The 18,677-nt window shown below is 47.5% G+C and carries 24 protein-coding genes and 1 tRNA gene; 23 read left to right on the top strand and 2 right to left on the bottom strand.

Features of this window, described 5'->3' with window-relative positions; all coding sequences use genetic code 11:
* Positions 1-9: 9 nt before the first annotated feature.
* A complete protein-coding gene (gene lptM, locus NW199_RS03535) occupies positions 10-156 on the bottom strand; it encodes an LPS translocon maturation chaperone LptM (RefSeq protein ID WP_249091715.1) in 147 nt (48 codons plus the stop codon).
* Between the two features lie 25 nt (positions 157-181).
* Here lptM and cyaY point away from each other — a divergent pair, with 25 nt between their 5' ends.
* The gene (cyaY, locus tag NW199_RS03530; RefSeq protein ID WP_022472211.1) at positions 182-499 is read left to right on the top strand and encodes an iron donor protein CyaY; all 318 of its coding nucleotides are present in this window, start codon (positions 182-184) and stop codon (positions 497-499) included.
* A gap of 12 nt (positions 500-511) precedes the next feature.
* Here the strand turns inward: cyaY and NW199_RS03525 are convergent, their stop codons facing one another.
* Positions 512-2,875, bottom strand: coding sequence for a penicillin-binding protein 1A (locus NW199_RS03525; protein ID WP_258333652.1), 2,364 nt, complete (start codon positions 2,873-2,875; stop codon positions 512-514).
* A gap of 243 nt (positions 2,876-3,118) precedes the next feature.
* Here NW199_RS03525 and NW199_RS03520 point away from each other — a divergent pair, with 243 nt between their 5' ends.
* From NW199_RS03520 to NW199_RS03415, 22 genes are all read left to right on the top strand, one after another.
* Positions 3,119-3,586 carry an acyl-CoA thioesterase gene (locus NW199_RS03520; protein ID WP_249091717.1) on the top strand — a complete coding sequence of 156 codons (468 nt, stop codon included), beginning with the start codon at positions 3,119-3,121 and terminating at the stop codon, positions 3,584-3,586.
* An 89-nt stretch (positions 3,587-3,675) separates the two neighbouring features.
* Complete coding sequence (locus NW199_RS03515) at positions 3,676-4,476, top strand: ABC transporter ATP-binding protein (protein ID WP_022472208.1); 801 nt, start codon at positions 3,676-3,678, stop codon at positions 4,474-4,476.
* Complete coding sequence (mlaE, locus tag NW199_RS03510; RefSeq protein WP_022472207.1) at positions 4,473-5,249, top strand: lipid asymmetry maintenance ABC transporter permease subunit MlaE; 777 nt, start codon at positions 4,473-4,475, stop codon at positions 5,247-5,249. The genes NW199_RS03515 and mlaE overlap by 4 nt, the downstream gene beginning before the upstream one ends.
* A 13-nt stretch (positions 5,250-5,262) precedes the next feature.
* Positions 5,263-5,748 carry an outer membrane lipid asymmetry maintenance protein MlaD gene (mlaD, locus tag NW199_RS03505; protein WP_022472206.1) on the top strand — a complete coding sequence of 162 codons (486 nt, stop codon included), beginning with the start codon at positions 5,263-5,265 and terminating at the stop codon, positions 5,746-5,748.
* A gap of 7 nt (positions 5,749-5,755) precedes the next feature.
* A complete protein-coding gene (locus NW199_RS03500) occupies positions 5,756-6,514 on the top strand; it encodes an MlaA family lipoprotein (RefSeq protein ID WP_022472205.1) in 759 nt (252 codons plus the stop codon).
* Positions 6,515-6,527: 13 nt separating this feature from the next.
* Entirely contained in the window at positions 6,528-7,169 is a 642-nt protein-coding gene (locus tag NW199_RS03495) for an MlaC/ttg2D family ABC transporter substrate-binding protein (protein WP_022472204.1), read from the top strand.
* 51 nt (positions 7,170-7,220) lie between these two features.
* A complete protein-coding gene (locus NW199_RS03490) occupies positions 7,221-7,508 on the top strand; it encodes an STAS domain-containing protein (RefSeq protein ID WP_022472203.1) in 288 nt (95 codons plus the stop codon).
* A gap of 112 nt (positions 7,509-7,620) precedes the next feature.
* Complete coding sequence (gene murA, locus NW199_RS03485; RefSeq protein ID WP_022472202.1) at positions 7,621-8,877, top strand: UDP-N-acetylglucosamine 1-carboxyvinyltransferase; 1,257 nt, start codon at positions 7,621-7,623, stop codon at positions 8,875-8,877.
* Between the two features lie 27 nt (positions 8,878-8,904).
* On the top strand, positions 8,905-9,246 hold the full coding sequence (locus NW199_RS03480; protein ID WP_022472201.1) for a histidine triad nucleotide-binding protein: 342 nt from the start codon (positions 8,905-8,907) through the stop codon (positions 9,244-9,246).
* A gap of 3 nt (positions 9,247-9,249) precedes the next feature.
* Positions 9,250-9,477, top strand: coding sequence for a Sec-independent protein translocase subunit TatA (tatA, locus tag NW199_RS03475; RefSeq protein ID WP_258333651.1), 228 nt, complete (start codon positions 9,250-9,252; stop codon positions 9,475-9,477).
* Positions 9,478-9,535: 58 nt separating this feature from the next.
* Positions 9,536-10,144: a Sec-independent protein translocase protein TatB gene (tatB, locus tag NW199_RS03470; RefSeq protein WP_249091719.1), complete on the top strand. Its 609-nt coding sequence runs from the start codon at positions 9,536-9,538 to the stop codon at positions 10,142-10,144.
* 8 nt (positions 10,145-10,152) lie between these two features.
* Positions 10,153-10,932: a twin-arginine translocase subunit TatC gene (tatC, locus tag NW199_RS03465; protein WP_022472198.1), complete on the top strand. Its 780-nt coding sequence runs from the start codon at positions 10,153-10,155 to the stop codon at positions 10,930-10,932.
* 43 nt (positions 10,933-10,975) lie between these two features.
* Positions 10,976-11,719: a Nif3-like dinuclear metal center hexameric protein gene (locus NW199_RS03460; RefSeq protein WP_022472197.1), complete on the top strand. Its 744-nt coding sequence runs from the start codon at positions 10,976-10,978 to the stop codon at positions 11,717-11,719.
* Between the two features lie 147 nt (positions 11,720-11,866).
* Complete coding sequence (locus tag NW199_RS03455; protein ID WP_022472196.1) at positions 11,867-12,469, top strand: glutathione S-transferase N-terminal domain-containing protein; 603 nt, start codon at positions 11,867-11,869, stop codon at positions 12,467-12,469.
* A gap of 21 nt (positions 12,470-12,490) precedes the next feature.
* On the top strand, positions 12,491-12,871 hold the full coding sequence (locus NW199_RS03450) for a stringent starvation protein B (RefSeq protein WP_022472195.1): 381 nt from the start codon (positions 12,491-12,493) through the stop codon (positions 12,869-12,871).
* 13 nt (positions 12,872-12,884) lie between these two features.
* Positions 12,885-12,960 (top strand) — tRNA-Thr (locus NW199_RS03445).
* A 319-nt stretch (positions 12,961-13,279) separates the two neighbouring features.
* The gene (locus NW199_RS03440) at positions 13,280-14,311 is read left to right on the top strand and encodes an extracellular solute-binding protein (protein ID WP_258333650.1); all 1,032 of its coding nucleotides are present in this window, start codon (positions 13,280-13,282) and stop codon (positions 14,309-14,311) included.
* Positions 14,312-14,330: 19 nt separating this feature from the next.
* Entirely contained in the window at positions 14,331-15,146 is an 816-nt protein-coding gene (locus NW199_RS03435; RefSeq protein ID WP_258333649.1) for an ABC transporter permease, read from the top strand.
* Between the two features lie 13 nt (positions 15,147-15,159).
* Positions 15,160-15,975, top strand: coding sequence for an ABC transporter permease (locus tag NW199_RS03430; protein WP_258333648.1), 816 nt, complete (start codon positions 15,160-15,162; stop codon positions 15,973-15,975).
* Between the two features lie 33 nt (positions 15,976-16,008).
* Entirely contained in the window at positions 16,009-17,106 is a 1,098-nt protein-coding gene (locus tag NW199_RS03425) for an ABC transporter ATP-binding protein (protein WP_258333647.1), read from the top strand.
* A gap of 2 nt (positions 17,107-17,108) precedes the next feature.
* Positions 17,109-17,930 carry a metallophosphoesterase gene (locus NW199_RS03420; RefSeq protein ID WP_258333646.1) on the top strand — a complete coding sequence of 274 codons (822 nt, stop codon included), beginning with the start codon at positions 17,109-17,111 and terminating at the stop codon, positions 17,928-17,930.
* 226 nt (positions 17,931-18,156) lie between these two features.
* A complete protein-coding gene (locus NW199_RS03415) occupies positions 18,157-18,486 on the top strand; it encodes a DMT family transporter (protein ID WP_205050099.1) in 330 nt (109 codons plus the stop codon).
* The last annotated feature ends 191 nt before the right edge of the window (positions 18,487-18,677 follow it).

The following is an 18,677-nucleotide window of genomic DNA, read 5'->3' as shown; positions in this document are numbered from 1 at the left end:
GGTACTTGACTATTCAGGTACGTTGAGGGGATCGGCTTCGATATCCGAAACCGATTCCTGCGGAGCCTGTCCGCGGTCGGGTAAATAAAGATCACCTTTAATGCCGCAGGCCGTCAAAAGAACGGCGGCAGCCAAAATCGCTAAAATCTGTCTCATGTTTTGCATGTATTAACGGTTAAAAATGACGGAAACGGAGTTTATCGAACTCGCAGAGTCAACTTTACAACGAATCCAATCGGCTGTCGAAGCGGTCGATGACGATTTAGACGTTGATCGTCAGGGCAATGTTTTGACCATAGAATTTGATGACGGCTTTCAAATTGTCATCAATAGTCAGACACCGACTCAACAGTTGTGGCTTGCAAGCGTAAAAGGTGGCCATCACTACGAACGCAATGCCGGAGAGTGGCTTGACACTTGCACCAGACGAAGCATTTTTAAAGATCTGTCCTCGCTATTGACGCAAAAGCTCGGCCGAGCGGTCGAGCTTATCGCGTAAGACGGTTATACGTTAGAAAATCTGATCACGGATGGTTTCTGTGATCGGATCGACTTCGCCCGGAGTGCTTGTTTCTCCAAGTCCTAGGGTTTGGACTGTATCGCCAACCTGATCCGCATAGAAGGGCTGACCGTTGATTTCGACGACGTCAGCCGGTTGAGGTCGGTAGTATTCTGGCGCATTCTTTAAAACGGCCTTCATGTAATTGACCCACACAGGCAAGACAAGTCCAGCACCGTAAGCATTGGCGCCAAGCGATTTCGGTTGGTCGTAACCCATCCAACCCACCGCGGTGATTTCACCGGCGTAGCCCGCGAACCACGCGTCAAGAGCATCGTTGGTCGTACCGGTTTTAACCCCCATGTCTTCACGCTTTAAGGCGTTTCCGGCACGGCGACCCGTTCCGCGAACGGCCACACCGTGCAACAAAGAATTCATCACGTAAGCGTTTCTAGCATCAATGGTGCGCGGTGCACCGTCACCAACCTTGGCATTGTGCGCCTGCATGAGTACGTTGCCTTCGGAGTCGGTTACTTTTTCAATCAAGTAGGGTTGCACTAAATAACCACCGTTGGCGAAAACGGAGTAGCCGGCTACCATTTCCCAGGGCGTAACGGAGCCAACCCCCAAAGCCATGGTCAGAAGCGGCGGATGGTTCTTCGGGTCAAAGCCAAACCGAGAAATGTATTGCTGGGCGTAATAAGGATCAATGGCCTGGACGATTCTAATCGAGACCAAGTTCTTGGAACGGGCGATTGCATCGGCCAGTGTCATCGGACCGTCGTATTTACGATCATCATTTCTTGGTTCCCACAGTTTGCCGCCGGTTAAACGCGGATCAATGGAAAGCGGAGCATCATTGATGATCGTGGCTGGAGTAAAGCCCTTATCGAGAGCCGCAGAATAGATAAAGGGTTTGAAACTCGAACCCGGTTGACGCCAAGCTTGAGTGACGTGATTGAATTGATTGATCTTAAAGTCAAATCCACCCACCAGTGAATAAATGGCACCGGTATTAAAGTTAGCCGAAATAAAGGCGCTTTCTACAGCAGGAATTTGTCCCAAAGACCATTTGCCTTTGTTGTCCTGAGTGACACGCACCACGGCTCCGACTCGCAATTCTTTTTCCTTGTAGCGGCCTTTAAGCGTTTTACCCTTTTGAGCGATAAAGCGTTGGGCAAAGGCAAAGCCCTTAGCATCCAAAGAGACCGTTTCACCGTTATAGAGTTGAACAGTCATCAATTTTGGTGTTAATTGCGTGACTACCCCCGGCAAAAGGTTGGAGCTGGATATCACCTTTGATAAGGCCATTCGGATATTAGCTTCACGCGTGTCTTCATGGGAAATATCGGCATAGCCTTCCACACCGCGATAACCGTAGCGACGATCGTACTCAATCATGTTCTGTCGAACGGTGTTGCTGGCAATTAATTGATCGCGGCTTCTGATGGTCGTGTAGACATTGATGCCTTGATCATAAATGGTGTCCTTGAAATAAGGTAGCATCAGCATGCGCGCAAGTTCAGCAATGTAGCCGGCGTGCAGCTCCTGAGTTTGCAGTTGCGTTTTTTGCTGTTCGGCGGTGCTTTGACGAACTTCAATCGGCTGAGCCATGGCCGAAGCATAGGTGATCTCATCAATGTAGCCCAGATTGAACATTCGTCCCAAAACATAGTTGCGGCGCATCGTAGCACGGCGCATATTCACCAACGGGTTATAAGCACTCGGCGCAACGGGCAGACCGGCCAAGACGGCGGCTTCCGAAATGGAAAGATCCCGGAGATCTTTTCCAAAGTAGGTTTTTGCGGCACTGCCGAACCCGTAAGAGCGGTGACCTAAGAAGATCTGGTTGGCATAGACCTCAAAAATCTTGTCTTTGGAGAGATTTTGTTCAATTTTGAAAGCTAAGGCTACTTCGTAAAGCTTGCGGGTGTAGCTTCTTTCAGAACTCAAGAAAAAGTTTCTTGCTACCTGCATCGTGATGGTGCTGCCACCTTGTCCGCGACGGCCAGTGATGAGGTTGGCGAGCGCGGCGCGTGCAATTCCCATGAATTCAATGCCGGAGTGCTCATAAAAACCATTATCTTCAGCAGCAAGGATTGCCAACTTGACGTGCCGGGGAATTTCGTCAAACGGGACGTAATCACGGCGTTCTTCACCAAATTCGCCGATTAGATCACCGTCGGCGGTGTAAATGCGCAGGGGCACTTTGGGACGATACTGTGTTAATGCGTCAATGGGCGGCAGTTGATAGTAGACAACAGAAAAGACAACAAGTCCCATGCCAATAGCCGCTCCTGCACCGCAGAAACCGGAGATGGCCAGCCACTTCAACGCTTTTTTGAACCAAGATTTTTGAGTTTTATTTGTCTTCATATCAGTCAGAATTCGGGACAGTTGGGCCAAGGAGAAAAAATGAAAAGGGGGAATAAATAAACCGATCTTGAACCAGCAACCGAACGGACAGAATACTACCGTTTTAGGGGGTATTTTGCGAGCACTTAACGAAAAAATACCGTAACAAATTTAAGGAGATATGAAAAAATGTCGACGAAGCGAGCGCCTTTTTGCCAAAATTCGCTATGCTTTCAACTTTCTTTTCAAGATTAGTACAGAAAAATGATCGATATTTATCAACACAGTTTTAAGGTTGGTCCGGAATCCATTGATATTTTGAAACATGTCAATAATCGGGAATACCTTCGTTGGATGGAAAAAGCAGCGATGGCTCACGCCGCTTCTTTAGGGTGCGGAGCGAAGGAATGTTTGGAGCGTGGCGAAGTCTGGGTCGCCAGAGAACATTGGATCGAGTATTTGAGACCGTGCTATGAAGGCGATGAATTGACAATTTATTCTTGGGTTGAAAACCTTTCCGGTCCTCGATCGCTTCGCCGTTACGCGATTAAACGCGGCTCCCGCGTGGTGAGCCTCGGCGCAACGGAATGGGTTTATATCAACTATAAAACCGGTCATGTTATGGATGTGCCCGATGATGTCGCCGAACACTTCAAAATCATCGCTAACGATGACCAACGGTTGACGGATTTAGGGATTGCCCGCAGTGTTCGATTTGAACCGCATTATTAAGTGGGATAGGGCTGATCTCAGCGTATAATTGAAAAATTCTGAATGCTTATTCAGTCTATTGATATTGATTGCCGAAAAAGGAATCACGAGTGAGTGATTTTGTAACAGTTCAAGACGTAACTTTTGGATACGGTCGCCGTGTCATTCTCGATGATGTGACGCTGCATTTCGGCCGTGGGCAGGTTGTTGCCATTATGGGCGGCTCTGGCATGGGGAAAACAACGCTTTTAAAGTTAATTGGCGGAATTGAAACCCCAGATAAAGGCACAATTTTAATCGATGGCGAACCGCTGGATACGTCAGATAAGGAAAAACTTTACGCGCAACGTCGCCGCATGGGGATGCTCTTTCAATTTGGAGCACTCTTTACCGATATGTCCGTTTTGGATAACGTTGCCTTTCCGTTGCGCGAGCAGACAAAGCTCAGTGAAGAATTGATTATTCGTATGGCGTTGATGAAATTAAATGCCGTCGGCCTTCGTGGTGCGGCTGATTTGATGCCCAGCGAAATTTCTGGCGGGATGTCGCGTCGTGTGGCACTGGCTCGTGCAACGGCCCTGGATCCAGAACTTATCATGTATGACGAACCGTTTGCCGGGTTGGATCCGATTTCTATGGGGGTGACAGCTCGGCTGATCCGTGATTTAAATGATGCTCTCAATGCGACGAGCATCATTGTCACGCACGATGTACCGGAGACTTTTGCTATCGCCGATTATGTCTACATGATTTCGTCAGGACGGATCGCTGCAGAAGGAACTCCGCAGGAGTTATCCGCTTCGACTGATCCTTACGTTCGTCAATTTATTGATGGTGCTCCGGACGGTCCGGTGGCTTTCCATTATCCGGCCGAGCCGATTGCAGAAGAATTTGGAGTACACGCACCATGAATGCATTGATTGATTTAGGCGCCTGGACTCTGGAACAAGTCCGCCATGTCGGACGAATGGCCATTTTTGCGCTGCAGCTTTTTAAAGAGTTGCCCGCCTCTTTGGCCCGTTTTTGGCTTGTGGTTCAACAAATTCACTTCATCGGTAACTACTCCCTGCTGATTATTGCTGTTTCAGGGTTGTTTGTCGGATTTGTCTTGGCGCTTCAGGGTTACTACATTTTGGTCAGTTACGGCAGTGAGCAAGCCTTGGGTGTCATGGTTGCTTTGTCATTGGCTCGTGAATTGGGCCCGGTTGTGGCGGCATTGCTTTTTGCCGGACGGGCCGGTACGTCGCTTACTGCAGAAATCGGTTTGATGCGAGCCGGAGAACAGGTGGCCGCCATGGAAATGATGGGTGTGGATCCCGTTCGTCGTGTGTTGGCGCCTCGTTTCTGGGGGGTACTGATTTCATTGCCGCTATTGGCTTGTATTTTTACCGCTGTCGGTATTTTCGGCGCTTGGATCGTCGGTGTTGTGATGATTGGGGTCGATGGCGGTGCATTCTGGTCACAGATGCAAGCCGGCGTGGATGTGTTTTCAGACGTAGGCAATAGTGTTATCAAATCTGTGGTTTTCGCTGTTGCAGTAGGATTAATTTCTCTTTATCAAGGCTACAACGCAAGGCCGACTCCGGAGGGCGTCTCACGTGCGACGACTCGTACGGTGGTCATTTCTTCGTTGATGGTTTTAGGGCTCGACTTCATTATGACAGCCCTGATGTTCTCGGTTTAGAAAGGGGTTTTCGATGGAACGAAAAGCAGATCGCAAACGCGGAGTTGAGCTCATGGTGGGGCTTTTTGTTGTTGCCGGCTTTGCCGCGTTGCTTTTTACGGCACTTCAGGCCGCCAATTTGGGAAGTTTTTCATGGTCTCAGAAAACCTATACGGTGGAGGCAATGTTTGACAATATCGGTGGTCTGAAACCCAGAGCGCCGGTAAAAAGCGCTGGTGTTGTCATCGGCCGCGTTGAGAGCGTGAATTTTGATAACGAACTCTTCCAAGCTCGCGTGACAATGACAATTGACTCGCAATATCAGTTCCCAACGGATACGGAAGCACAAATTTTAACTTCCGGTCTTCTGGGCGAACAATACATCGGATTTGTTGCCGGTGCCGATGAAGAAGTTTTGGAAACGGGCGGCAAGATTCGTCGTACGCAGTCGGCTATGGTGCTTGAGCAGATGATCAGCAAATTCATGTACAGTTTTGTAGAAAATAAAGATAAGGAATAATCCGGCTATGAAGACTACGCTCAAACGCTCTCTTATAGCTATCGCGCTGAGTTCGGCCCTGGCCTCCTGTGCGGTGGTGCCGCCGAATTCTGGTGAAAATCCCAACGATCCTTGGGAAACATTTAATCGTCAGACTCATGCTTTCAACATGACGATGGACGAGTATGTGCTTCATCCTATTGCCCAAAGTTACGCGGATTATGTACCGACTCCTGTTCAAGACGGTGTCAGTAACTTTTTCTCCAATTTGGGTGAACCGGGCAATATGCTCAACAATTTCCTGCAAGGGAAATTTAAAGAAGGCGCGGTGAGCTTTGCGCGTTTCCTGATCAATTCAACGGTCGGTATTGCCGGGCTTTTTGATGTGGCCTCTCACATGAACTTGGAATACGCCCCGGAAGATTTCGGTGAAACGTTGGGCACATGGGGAGTGGGACCAGGTCCCTACATTGTTTGGCCATTCTTGGGACCGAGTACTGCTCGAGATACCGCCTCTATTCCTGTGGATTGGGCTACGGATCCGACGACATATATTTTCTGGGATAGAAGTGAACGCTATCCGTATGCTGTGGGCTTGGGTGCTCTGAAGGTCATTGATACTCGAGCAAAATTGTTGGCTACGGATGCAATGCTACAAACAGCATTGGATCCCTATGTTGCAGTGCGTGAAGCCTATCTGCAAAATCGTGAGAATCTCGTCTGGGATGGCAACCCTCCGTTGGTGTTGATTGAAGACGAGTTCGAAGACGAGGATTACGAAGATTAAAGGAGAAAATCCTATGTTGCGTCGTGTTTTTATGGCGTTTGTCGGGTGTTTGGCGCTGACTTGTGCTGCATTGCCTGCAGCCTCAGCTCCGAGTACACAATCTCCCGAAGAGTTCGTTCTTAAGGTTTCCAACGAAATTTTGGATGCAATTAAGAAAGATCCTAAACTGCAGCAAGGCGAAAAAAAGGCTGTGGAAGCCTTGGTTGATGAAAAAATGATGCCTGCTGTCGATTTCCTGAGAATGACTCGTATGGCCGTTGGTCCGAAATGGCGCCAAGCAACGCCTGAGCAGCGTGAACAATTGCAGCATTTATTCCGCGAAACGCTCATCCAGGTTTATTCCGGCGGGCTGAGCATGGCTAAAGATCAAAAAGTTCGTATTTTGCCTCGCGGACAAAATGATGGAACCGAAGCCATTGTCAGAACGGGGATGAGTTCTATTTCTGATCCCGGTAAACCGGAAGTGCAGATGGTTTACCGTCTTCGCAATATCAAAGATCAGGGCTGGAAGGTTATTGATGTTAATGTCGAAGGCGTGTGGCTTGTCAGCAATTATCGTAACCAGTACGGCAATATCGCTGCACAGGAAGGCATTGAAGGGTTGATTCGTCGAATGCAGGACCGTGTAGATCACCCTGAAACGGCCAAAAAGTAAGAAAAATGTGGAAGTTGCCCGAGGGTGAAACCTCGGGTGATGAAATTCAATATGAAAATTGATCAAGAAACGGTAACGTTTGAGGATATTGGACATTGGGAAGAGCTGGCCAAGCGAGCTCTGGGGCAATCGGATGCAGTGTTTGATTGTTCCGGGGTCCGAAATGCCGACAGTGCTCTTTTGGCCTTGATCCTGAAGTGGCTTCAACAAGCTCAACAGCAGAAGTTACAAGCAAAAATTGTCAATTTGCCTGAAGGCATGTGGAGTTTGGCTAAGCTTTACGGTGTTCGAGAACTGATTCGCCCGTATTGTGAAAAGACTTCCACTGCTCAGATCTAATCAATTGAAAATTTTGGCAACAAAATTATCCGTTGGAAGGCAGATAAAAAATCATTTTTTATTATGATTGAACAGATACGTCGTTGGCGGCTCTGAGATAAATCGAAAAGCTATGGAAAAACTGAAAGTTACAGGCGGCTGCCGCCTCAAAGGTGAAGTAAAGGCATCGGGAGCAAAAAATGCGGCTTTGCCGATTTTGGCGGCTTCTCTTTTAACAGCCGATGATTTGGTCTTGCATAACGTGCCGCATCTGTCGGATATTCGGACAATGGGCAAATTGCTAAGCGGCTTAGGAATGACCGTTGAACGTCCCTCAGATACGGAAACGGTGAGACTTAATGCGAAGAGTTTGACGACACTGACGGCTCCCTATGAACTTGTGAAAACGATGCGAGCCTCTATCGTTACTTTGGGACCGATGCTTGCCCGTTTTGGTGAGGCAAGAGTGTCGCTGCCAGGCGGCTGCGCTATTGGTGCCAGACCGGTCGATCAGCATATTAAAGGCCTGCAAACCTTAGGAGCTGAAGTCGTTATTGATCACGGTTATGTGGTTGCGAAAGCCAAACGATTGAAAGGTGCTCATATTGTTACCGACATGGTGACAGTAACCGGTACAGAAAATCTTTTGATGGCCGCCACGCTTGCGGAAGGGACAACGGTTATTGAAAATGCCGCCCGTGAACCGGAAGTGGTTGATTTGGCCAACTGCCTGATTGCCATGGGCGCGAAAATCCGAGGAGCCGGAACGCCGGTTATTGAAGTGGAAGGCGTCTCAGAGCTGCACGGCGCAACTCATTCTGTCTTGCCGGACCGTATTGAGACGGGAAGTTTCTTGGTGGCCGCGTTGATGACCAGAGGCGATGTGACGGTAACACATGCCGCTCCCCACACGCTTGATATTGTGTTGGAAAAATTAAGAGAAGCGGGTGCGACTGTTCAGACCGGTGATGATTGGATACGAGTAAGTATTGATAAGCGTCCCAAGGCTGTGAGCGTACGGACGGTTCCTCACCCGGGATTCCCAACAGACATGCAAGCGCAATTTATGGCTCTTGACACCATCGCCGAAGGTACCGGTCGAATTACTGAAACCATTTTTGAAAATCGTTTCATGCATGTTCCCGAACTTCAACGACTTGGAGCCAATATTACGGTCGATGGTCATACGGCTGTGGTAACGGGTGTAGAAGCGTTGTCAGGGGCTAATGTAATGGCTACGGATTTGCGCGCTTCCGCCTCGCTTGTCATTGCCGGTCTTGTCGCCAAGGGTGAAACAATAGTCGATCGTATCTATCATTTGGATCGTGGATACGACCATATGGAAGTAAAATTGGCAGCATTGGGTGCTCAGATTGAGCGTATTGCCTGATGCAAGGATTTAAAAAAGGAAAACACTATGCAAGACTGCATCTTTTGCAAAATCATCAAGGGAGAGATCCCTTGCAAGAAGGTTTATGAAGATGAGGACGTGTTGGCGTTTCATGATATTAATCCTTCTGCGCCGATTCATTTTTTGTTGATTCCGAAAAAACATTTGGTGTCTTTGGCTGAAGCTCAACCCGAAGACACGCCCCTTTTGGGTAAAATGCTTGCTTTGGTACCTCAGTTGGCCAAGGAGCAGGGCTGCCAGAATGGTTTCCGTGTCGTGATCAATACGGGTCGTGATGGCGGTCAGGAAGTCGGCCATTTGCATATTCATGTCATGGGTGGCCCGCAACCGTGGCCGCGTAGGAGTTAAAAGATGGGAAGTTTTTCCATTTGGCATTGGTTGATCGTTTTAGTGATCGTCGTGTTGGTTTTTGGTACGAGCAAGTTGAAAAACTTGGGACGTGACTTAGGTGGTGGCATTAAGGGCTTTAAAGAAGGCCTCAAGGAAGGTCAGGAAGAAGAGCCGAAGAAAGTCGCCAATGAGGCCAACGCTAATACGGTTGATGTGACCGCTAAGGAAAAGACCGAAGCTAAAAAATAGATTTAACGGAAAGCTCTGGGCGGGGATCTGAAGGTTCTTCGCCCGCTTTTTGTTTGATATGTTTGATCTCGGTTTTACGGAAATTCTTGTTATCGGAGTGGTTGCTCTGGTTGTTCTTGGGCCTGAAAAAATGCCTGAGGTAGCTAGGGCTGCAGGGCGTTTTTTTGCCAAAGCTCAGAGCTATATTTCACAGGTAAAAGGGGAGTTCGAGAGAGAATCTCAGTTAGCTGAAATTAAGAAGCTTCGGGATGATATCGCCTCTTCTGCAGCAGGGTTGAGGCAGTCAGTCAGCGATGTGCAAACGGCGTTGACCGAACAAGCAAAAGACGTCAATCACGCTCTTGACGAGGTTTCCGGTACTTCTTCAGTTCAAGCGTCTGAGTCAGCGGATCCCTACACGCAATTTAATCAAGCAGAGGCAACTCTAGAAGCCTCCCGCAACGAATCGCCAAGTCCTTTCAGTTGGGAAGCTGACCCGAGCAGCTCCGATGCTTATCGCTCGCAATATGTCCCTCGCCGTTACAAACCCAGTCCCTCACTTGATGATGTGATTGCGGAATTGGAAGAGCTTCGCCGTGAAATGGCGTTACCGCGTAAGACTCTCGGAGGCTATAACAGGCGTTATGCGCCGAGAGCCCGAGTCAACCGTCCGCGTATTTATCGATGAGAAAACAGATGGCTGACAACAAAAAGTTAACCTATGAAAGCCCGGAAGACGAAGAGGTTGATCGTGAACAACCTCTAATGTCGCACTTGCTGGAGCTCAGAAGCCGACTGGTGCGGGCCGCGGTGAGTGTGCTTGTTGTTTTTGCCGTGCTTTCTCCATTCATGAAGCACATTTTTGACCTTTTGAGTCAGCCGCTGATGGCGGCTTTGCCTCAAGGTGTCAAAATGTTGTCAACAGGCGTCGTCGCTCCCTTTTTTGTTCCGTTGAAAGTCACTCTGTTTTTGGCTTTTCTGATCGCGTTGCCCTATGTGTTGTATCAGGTTTGGGCTTTTATTGCGCCGGGGCTTTACAAGCGAGAAAAACGTTTAATTTTCCCGATTCTTGCCTCAAGCATTGTAATGTTTGCCTTGGGGATGCTTTACTGTTACTTCATTGTTTTCCGGATGGTCTTTATGTTTATCGCAGGCTTTAGTCCGGAAAGCGTCAATTTTGCCCCTGACATTGATGCCTATTTCAGTTTCGTCATCACCATGTTTGTGGCTTTTGGGATTACCTTTGAAGTGCCTATCGTCGTGATGGTCCTAAATCGAATGGGTGTGGCCAGTTACGAGCGTATGTGCAAAATACGTCCTTACGTTATTGTGGGCGCCTTTGTGGTAGCGGCAATCGTGACTCCTCCTGATGTGATGAGTCAGTGTTTATTGGCTGTTCCCTTGGTTGTACTCTATCAAGTAGGCTTGTGGTGCGTAAAACTTTTCGGTAAGAAGGAAGACTCCGGCGAGTCTTAGCCACAGCTTGTTTTTTTCTCCAAATGATAAGCGGAGAAGTCCTATGCAAAGACAACATCTGATTGAAATTCTCAACGATCTTTTGCACCCTGAACTTTTTAAGGATTACGCGCCCAATGGTTTGCAGGTTGAGGGAAAAGGCGAGATATCACGTATTGTGACGGCGGTTTCTGCTACACAAAACGTTTTGGATCAGGCTCTTGCTTTGAAAGCAGACGCTTTATTGGTGCACCATGGCTGGTTTTGGCGAGGTGAAAATCCGGCAGTCGTCGCAACGAAGTATCGTCGTCTGAAAACACTCATGAGCGGGGATATCAATTTAATAGCCTATCACTTGCCGCTTGATGCTCACATCACTTTGGGCAATAACGCTCAGATGGCCCAATTGTTAGCGGCCACGGATGTAGCCCAGGGTGGGGAGAATAGCTTTATTTGGAGTGGTCTTGTGCCGCCGATCACGGTGCAGGCGCTAGCTTCTCATTTAGAAAAAAGTTTGAACCGTTCACCGTTGGTGTTGGGAGATCAAACCAAGACCGTTTCTCGATTGGCCTGGTGCTCTGGTGCGGCGGAAGACTTCTTTGAAGAAGCGATTGCCATGGGAGCTGATGCTTATATAAGTGGGGAAGCAACTGAGCGGACCACCCATTTAGCCCGAGAAATGCATGTTCCGTTTTTGGTTTGCGGGCATCATGCCACTGAACGTTTGGGCATAAAGGCGCTTAGCGATTGGCTTGGTGAAAACCATGGATTGGAGTGTATTTTTGTCGACGATGAAAATCCAATCTAATTAAATGATTTTTAAGGGGAAAATGGCTTTTCGATGGCGTTTTTTCGCTGAACCTTTTAAAATTAAAAAACGGTGTGCTTTTTTGTGTTTGGAGCACAGATTAACGATTTGTTGTGATTAAGTTTTTTGCACACCAAGGAGTTAGAGATGATTTTGTATTCCGGTACGACGTGCCCGTTTTCTCACCGTTGCCGTTTCCTTTTGTATGAAAAGGGAATGGACTTTGAAGTTCGTGATGTTGATGTTAATAACATTCCGGCCGATATCCTCACGATGAATCCTTACGGTGAAGTACCGGTTTTGGTCGAACGTGAATTTTTCCTCTACGAAGCCAATATCATCTGTGAATATTTGGATGAACGTTTCCCGCACCCGCAATTGATGCCGGCTGAGCCCGTATTGCGTGCTCGGGTTCGTCTGTTTATGTTCAATTTTGAACGTGAGCTGTTCACTCATGTGAAGACACTTGAATCCCGTCAGGCTGACGAGGCTGCCAAAGAAATCGCACGTACAAATATTCGCGACCAATTGACGGCGATGGCTCCGATTTTCACGAAGAATAAATACATCTTCGGTGAAGACTTCACGATGTTGGATGTCGTGATGGCTCCGTTGTTGTGGCGTTTGGGTGTTTACGGTATTGAGTTGCCCAAGTCTGCAGCTCCGTTGCATAAGTACGCCGAGCGACTTTTCTCGCGTCAGTCTTTTATTGACTCCATGACGCCGTCAGAAAAAGTGATGCGCCGCTAAATAAAGAAAGGTTTTTCGATTATGTCAAGACCATCCATTAAGTCCTATTTGGTTCAAGCCATTTGGAATTGGTGTACAGACGTGGGGTTGACACCCTATGTTCTCGTACGGGTCGATGATAATTGTGTAGTGCCTCAGGAGTTTGTCGAAGACGGACAAATTATTTTCGACATATCCTCAGAGGCTACTCATAACTTAACTTTTGATGATCGAGAAATTAGCTTTGAAGCTCGTTTTGGAGAAAAGGCACTGCGTTGTCGGGTTCCTTATCGCAACATTGCCGGAATGTTCCCGCAAGAAGAACCGAATAAAGGAATGATGTTCAGTCCTAATAGTGATGAACCCGAGGATGAAGAAATTAAACCGCCCCCTCCCAAACCGGTTTTTTCTCGTGTAAAATAAGCGCTTCTTTGATGCCCGTTTAGCTCAGTTGGTAGAGCAACCGCCTTGTAAGCGGTAGGTCGTCTGTTCGAGTCAGTCAACGGGCACCAAAATCAGTCGCTAGCTTGAAGAAAAAGCTGGCGATTTTTTTTATCCCTTATTTTTAATCTTAAATATCAAATAGTTGTAAGGGATTATTCAAGATTCTATGCCCGCCTTGCTTTGTTAGATCAAACTTCAAATTTTTACAAAAACTGTACAGGTACTCTCTGCTTCTGGAATTTTTATTCAAATTTAAACACATATCTAGGTAAAACTGCCTAGTTCAAGATATTTGTCATCAAGTTGTCATTGTTCTTTCATTGATTCAACAAGAGGAGTTTTTACATTGAGCCATCTCCCGAGAGAGTTAGACATTAAGAGGAAATTATGACAACGATCAACAGACGTAACTTTAACAAGGCTATATTTAGCGCCGCTGTTTTGGCTTCTGGTTCTTGGGCTAAGAGCGCTTTCGCTCAAGAAAAAACGGCAATTTGCTACAACGTGCCAGCCGAATGGGCCGGCTGGGGTAATATGCTTGAATTGATTGCCAAAGAAACCGGTATTCACGTGCCAATTGATAACAAAAATTCCGGTCAGGCTGTTTCTCAAGTAATCGCGGAAGCAAAAAATCCTGTGGCAGACGCAATGTACTTGGGGATTTCTTTTGCTATTAACGCCAAGAAAGCCGGAATTACTGAAGCCTATAAAGGCAAGGGCTGGCAATCAGTCCCCGCTAATCTGAAAGATCCTGACGGTCACTGGGTTTCCATTCACGCTGGTACCGTAGGTTTCATGGTCAATACTGAGGCTCTCGATAAAATCCCGGTGCCGCGTAGCTGGCAAGATCTTTTGGATCCGAAGTACGAAGGCATGATCGGGTTCTTGGATCCGTCCTCCGCGTTTGTAGGTTATGCCTGTGCTGTGGCTGCTAACCAGGCTTTAGGGGGCACGTTGGATAACTTCACCCCTGGTATCGACTTCTATAAGAAGCTTCTGAACAATCAACCGATCATTCCGAAACAGACAGCTTATGCTCGCTGCTTGTCCGGTGAAATTCCCATCTTGTTTGATTATGACTTTGATGCTTACCGTGCTAAGTACACCGACAAGGCCCCGATCGAATTTGTGATCCCGAAGGAAGGCACTATTCAGGTTCCTTACGTCATGAGCTTGGTGAAGAATGCGCCACACCGTGAAAATGGTCAGGCTGTGATCGATTTTGTCTTGAGTGAAAAAGGTCAGCAGTTCTGGGCGGAAAACTACCTACGCCCGGTCTTGGGTGAAATTCCTGCCTCTGCCGCCTCTAAGTTCCTGCCGGCTTCTGAATACGAACGCGTCTTGAGCATTGACTACGCCAAGATGGCCACGATTCAGCAAGCTTTCGGCGAGGCGTATTTGAAGGCCACCAAAGGTTAACCATCAAGGATGAGAGAAGATGAAATCTCGTACGATTTGGCTTTATCTCATTCCGTCAGTAATCGTGCTGCTGGCATTTTTTATTTTGCCGGTTTTACGATTACTGCCGGCTTCAGTTTCATCAGAAAGCGGTTTAGGGCTTTATTTGGAAGTAATCACTAATCCTCGTTACAGCACGAGCGTTATTTCCACTATTTTGCTCTCCATTGTGGTGACGCTTGCTAGTTTGGTGGTCGGAGGCCTGACAGGGCTTTTTCTTGAAAGACACCGTTTCTGGGGTAGAGACACTGTGGTGGGGCTGATTACATTGCCCCTGTCGTTTCCCGGTGTTGTAGTTGGCTTCATGATCATTATGCTGGGAGGCAGAAATGGTCTGATCGGATCGGCGACACAAACTTTAAGCATGGGCAAATTGGTTTTTGCCTACGGCATGATTGGACTTTTCTTGGGTTACCTTTACTTCTCTATTCCCCGCGTGGTGACTACGGTGATGGCGGCCACTAAGAAAATGGACCCGATGTACGAAGAAGCAGCCAGAACATTGGGCGCTTCGTCATTTCGGATTCTTAAAGACGTCACCATTCCTGCCTTGACGCCGGCGCTTTTTTCAACGGGTGCTTTGTGCTTTGCCACATCAATGGGGGCGTTTGGCACGGCTTTTACTCTCGCAACGGATATTAATGTGCTTCCGATCACGATCTACACGGAGTTCACGCTTTCGGCCAATATTGCTTCGGCGGCCATGCTTTCGGTTGTGTTGGGTTTGATTACTTGGGTGATGCTTGTAGCGGCGCGTTGTTTCTCCGGCACCACGTCGACAACTGGTGCGGCATAAGGGGGTAGTAAAAATGTCTAGTTACAAGAAACCGATGAATGGAGCGACGACATTTGAAGCGGCGCTGACTGGGTTGACATTGCTCTTTTTGATGGTGCCCGTTGTTCAGATGGTGATCACGGCCTTTACAGTGAACGCCTTCAGAGGCGTGAAATCTGGCTTGACCACGCAGTGGCTCTTTAAGGTACTCGAACTTTATGGCGACACGATTTTGCGAAGCTTGCTTTTAGCTCTCATGGCGCTTGTCATTTGTGTCATTATCGGCGTGCCGGCCGCTTGGGTGTTGGTAAGAGAACAACGCAAAAAGTGGGCGGCTTTCCTCGAAGAGGCGTTCATTTTGCCTCTTTCTATGCCGGGGCTTGCCATTGGCTTAGGTATTCTTTTGATTTGGGGCGGTTTTTCCTATTTCCGTCAAAGTATTTTCTTTCTGTTGGCCGGTCACGTGATGTTCTGTCTACCCTTTATGGTTCGTTCCGTGGCCGCAGTTTTACGAGTTGAGCCGCTGTCGCAATATGAGGAGGCCTCTTCAACGCTGGGAGCAGATGCCTGGACAACGTTCAGGCGCGTTGTTGTGCCGGTTGCTATGCCCGGTATTTTGGCTGGTGCTTTGATGGTGGTGACTGTGTCACTGGGAGAATTCAATATTTCCTGGATGCTCCAAACTCCGTATACCAAGACCTTGCCGGTGGGTTTGGCCGATAGCTACGCTTCGATGCGCTTGGAAATCGGCAGTGCCTACACGTTTATTTTCTTTGTAATTCTTGTGCCGCTTCTCTCGATGATGCAAAAGTTGCCCGAGCGGTTAAACAAGATGCGTAAGGGCAAATAGTCATACGATTGAATTGTGAAGGATGATTGACAAATGCAAGAATCTGTCTCCATTGAGCTGAAAAATGTGAGCAAACACTACGGATCTACTTTGGTTTTGTCTCCGTTTTCGTTAACGTTGGATGCCGGTTGTCGAACGGTTTTGTTGGGGCCATCCGGTTGCGGTAAGACAACACTGTTAAGAATGATCGCAGGCTTGGAAACGCCCGATGAAGGCTCAGAAATTTGGATTGGCGGCAAAAATGTTACCGGGCTACCCGCAGAAAAACGTCAAATAGGTTTCATGTTCCAGTCTTACGCCTTGTTTCCGAATATGACCGTTGAAGAAAACGTAGCTTACGGTTTGGCGGTCAGAAAGGAAAATCCTGAAAAGATTCGCGAGACGGTTAAGGAAATGCTTCAGCTCGTTAATCTGGAGCCCTATGCGGATCGATCGGTTTTGGCGCTTTCTGGTGGTCAACGTCAGCGCGTGGCCTTAGCGCGTGCGTTAGCGATTCGTCCGAGAGTACTACTGCTTGATGAACCGCTTACGGCATTGGATGCACTTTTGCGGCACAAGGTTCGTGAAGAACTGGCCGTTATTTTGAAGCAATTAGGCATTACCGCCGTTATTGTGACTCATGATCAGGATGAAGCCATGGTTTTGGGTGACAAGATCGTTGTTATGCAAGGCGGTGTGATCCACCAGGCCGATACTCCGAAGAATGTTTGGGATAATCCGAGCACGGACTTTGTTGCGGGTTTTGTAGGTAACAGCAATAAGTTACACGGTCGTTTAGAAAACGGTATGCTGCACTTTGGTAATGTGAAAATTGAAGTCTCTAAGTTGGCTGCGAGTAGCAAGGATCGTTTGGAAAAGGAAATGAATGGGGATGTTTTAGCATTCTTCCGTCCGGATGCAGCTACAGTGATTTGTCCGAACGGAGCTAACCATTGCAATGAACTGAAAATTCCTGTGATTGTTCGCGATTTTCATTTTATGGGTAGTTTTGTTCGCATTTCTGTAGAGCTCAAAGAGCAGGCCGGGAAGTTGGTTAAAGTGAATATGACCGAGATCTCGCCAGACATTCAGTCGGGCTGCGAGGGCTATTTGGCAATTGGGGCTGAGGATTTAATGGTTTTTAAGGGTTAAAAATGAAACCTATTTTGCATATTTCCGATTTGCACGTTGAGCCGGTTGGGAAATTGGCCTATGCCAAGGCCAACACGGCTCGCCGCATGATTGAATTGACCGAATGGCTTAAACATCATGAAAGTGAATATGAGGCCATCGTAGTAACCGGAGACTTAAGTTGTGACGGCAATATTGATGCCTACCATCTGATTCGCGCGGTATTTTCATCACTGGGTCGTCCTAGCTTCATGGTTCCCGGTAATCACGATCGCAGAAAACCGTTTTTGGAATCGTTGAGTTCTTTCTGCCCCGGTTATTTCAGTGAGCAAAATTTAAGTTTTTCTGTGGACTTGGGTGATTACTTCCTATTTCTTTTGGATACGTTGCAGCCGGGCATTCACTGGGGGGCTGTGCCCGATGCGGTGTTAGATAAGTTGGAAACTGAACTTGAAAAAGTAAACAAACCGACGTTGGTTTTTTCACATCACACACCGGTCAAACCTGGAATGGGTTACATGGATGAGCCCTTTGGTAACGCTGAGCGTCTTCTAGACATTTTGAAACGCCACAAGAATGTGCGCATGTGCACGGGGCACCTACACCGTCCAGTAACCACTTTAACAAAGACAGGAACTGTCGTTGTGACTGCTCCGTCCGTTTCGCTGCAAATGCTCCTGGACTTGACGCCTAAAGGTGGTGATGAATTTGTATTTGAAACGCCGGGCTATGCGATGCATACCTTCTTGGAAGATGGTTGGGTGACTCATTTCGGTCAACTGCCTTTCCAGAGTGACTTCAGCGGCCCCTGGCCGTTTGTCAACACCATTAATCCAGACGAGTAATCGGATTAAAGTGCAATTTATTAAGGCGAAATAAAAATAATTAACAAACTACCACTTAAGAATAAAACAGAAGTGATGATCAAGCGGTCAAACTTCAAGCAGAGATTTGTTAAAATGAGCACGCCTGATGGGAGTTCGTAACCGTCTCGCTTCTGCCTGCATCTGTGGGTTTCCATGCGGACAGAAGGGATATTTCATCATGAGCCCAAAATAAAGGAAATTCAAGATGCTTTCAACTTGGGCTCTGTTGATGGTCGCTGTTGTGACTGAAATCGCTTGGGGATGCAGCCTCAAAGCATTATCCTACTTTTCACTTAGTCGATTTTTTGCACTTATACCTATAGCTCTCACTTGTGCGAACATGTATCTTTTAGCGCGTGTGATGAGGACTCTGCCTTCAGGACTCACATATGCCATTTGGACAACGCTTGGTGCTGTTGGTGTACTCGTAGCAGGTGCTTTACTCTTCAATGAAAGCCTTACTAAGGGACAAATTTTTTTTATTGGAGTATGTATCGTTGGTGTTGTCGGCCTGCACCTTTGCTCTAAAGGATAATTATTGATAAGTTAAAGGCACCTAAGGAGCAATATAAAAAAAGATGGCGCGTAGCACTCGCCGTCTCAAACTAATTTTTGAAACTCAGCAAGTTTGCTACGCGACAGTTTGTTAACTATTTTTACCGCGAGTTCCGTAAAGCCCCGCCATTAATGGCGGGGATATAAGGAACGCCAATGTCAATTGGCTAT

The organism is Parasutterella secunda (genome assembly GCF_024733725.1).
Classification (GTDB): Bacteria; Pseudomonadota; Gammaproteobacteria; order Burkholderiales; family Burkholderiaceae_F; genus Aphodousia; species Aphodousia faecalis.
Note: the sequence above shows the minus strand (reverse complement) of the source record. Positions and strands in the feature narration are given on the sequence as shown.

Coding starts and splice junctions, on each gene's coding strand:
- lptM (WP_249091715.1), bottom strand. CDS start 156: ATGAGACAGATTTTAGCGATTTTGGCTGCCGCCGTTCTTTTGACGGCC.
- cyaY (WP_022472211.1), top strand. CDS start 182: ATGACGGAAACGGAGTTTATCGAACTCGCAGAGTCAACTTTACAACGA.
- NW199_RS03525 (WP_258333652.1), bottom strand. CDS start 2,875: ATGAAGACAAATAAAACTCAAAAATCTTGGTTCAAAAAAGCGTTGAAG.
- NW199_RS03520 (WP_249091717.1), top strand. CDS start 3,119: ATGATCGATATTTATCAACACAGTTTTAAGGTTGGTCCGGAATCCATT.
- mlaE (WP_022472207.1), top strand. CDS start 4,473: ATGAATGCATTGATTGATTTAGGCGCCTGGACTCTGGAACAAGTCCGC.
- mlaD (WP_022472206.1), top strand. CDS start 5,263: ATGGAACGAAAAGCAGATCGCAAACGCGGAGTTGAGCTCATGGTGGGG.
- NW199_RS03500 (WP_022472205.1), top strand. CDS start 5,756: ATGAAGACTACGCTCAAACGCTCTCTTATAGCTATCGCGCTGAGTTCG.
- NW199_RS03495 (WP_022472204.1), top strand. CDS start 6,528: ATGTTGCGTCGTGTTTTTATGGCGTTTGTCGGGTGTTTGGCGCTGACT.
- NW199_RS03490 (WP_022472203.1), top strand. CDS start 7,221: ATGAAAATTGATCAAGAAACGGTAACGTTTGAGGATATTGGACATTGG.
- murA (WP_022472202.1), top strand. CDS start 7,621: ATGGAAAAACTGAAAGTTACAGGCGGCTGCCGCCTCAAAGGTGAAGTA.
- NW199_RS03480 (WP_022472201.1), top strand. CDS start 8,905: ATGCAAGACTGCATCTTTTGCAAAATCATCAAGGGAGAGATCCCTTGC.
- tatA (WP_258333651.1), top strand. CDS start 9,250: ATGGGAAGTTTTTCCATTTGGCATTGGTTGATCGTTTTAGTGATCGTC.
- tatB (WP_249091719.1), top strand. CDS start 9,536: ATGTTTGATCTCGGTTTTACGGAAATTCTTGTTATCGGAGTGGTTGCT.
- tatC (WP_022472198.1), top strand. CDS start 10,153: ATGGCTGACAACAAAAAGTTAACCTATGAAAGCCCGGAAGACGAAGAG.
- NW199_RS03460 (WP_022472197.1), top strand. CDS start 10,976: ATGCAAAGACAACATCTGATTGAAATTCTCAACGATCTTTTGCACCCT.
- NW199_RS03455 (WP_022472196.1), top strand. CDS start 11,867: ATGATTTTGTATTCCGGTACGACGTGCCCGTTTTCTCACCGTTGCCGT.
- NW199_RS03450 (WP_022472195.1), top strand. CDS start 12,491: ATGTCAAGACCATCCATTAAGTCCTATTTGGTTCAAGCCATTTGGAAT.
- NW199_RS03440 (WP_258333650.1), top strand. CDS start 13,280: ATGACAACGATCAACAGACGTAACTTTAACAAGGCTATATTTAGCGCC.
- NW199_RS03435 (WP_258333649.1), top strand. CDS start 14,331: ATGAAATCTCGTACGATTTGGCTTTATCTCATTCCGTCAGTAATCGTG.
- NW199_RS03430 (WP_258333648.1), top strand. CDS start 15,160: ATGTCTAGTTACAAGAAACCGATGAATGGAGCGACGACATTTGAAGCG.
- NW199_RS03425 (WP_258333647.1), top strand. CDS start 16,009: ATGCAAGAATCTGTCTCCATTGAGCTGAAAAATGTGAGCAAACACTAC.
- NW199_RS03420 (WP_258333646.1), top strand. CDS start 17,109: ATGAAACCTATTTTGCATATTTCCGATTTGCACGTTGAGCCGGTTGGG.
- NW199_RS03415 (WP_205050099.1), top strand. CDS start 18,157: ATGCTTTCAACTTGGGCTCTGTTGATGGTCGCTGTTGTGACTGAAATC.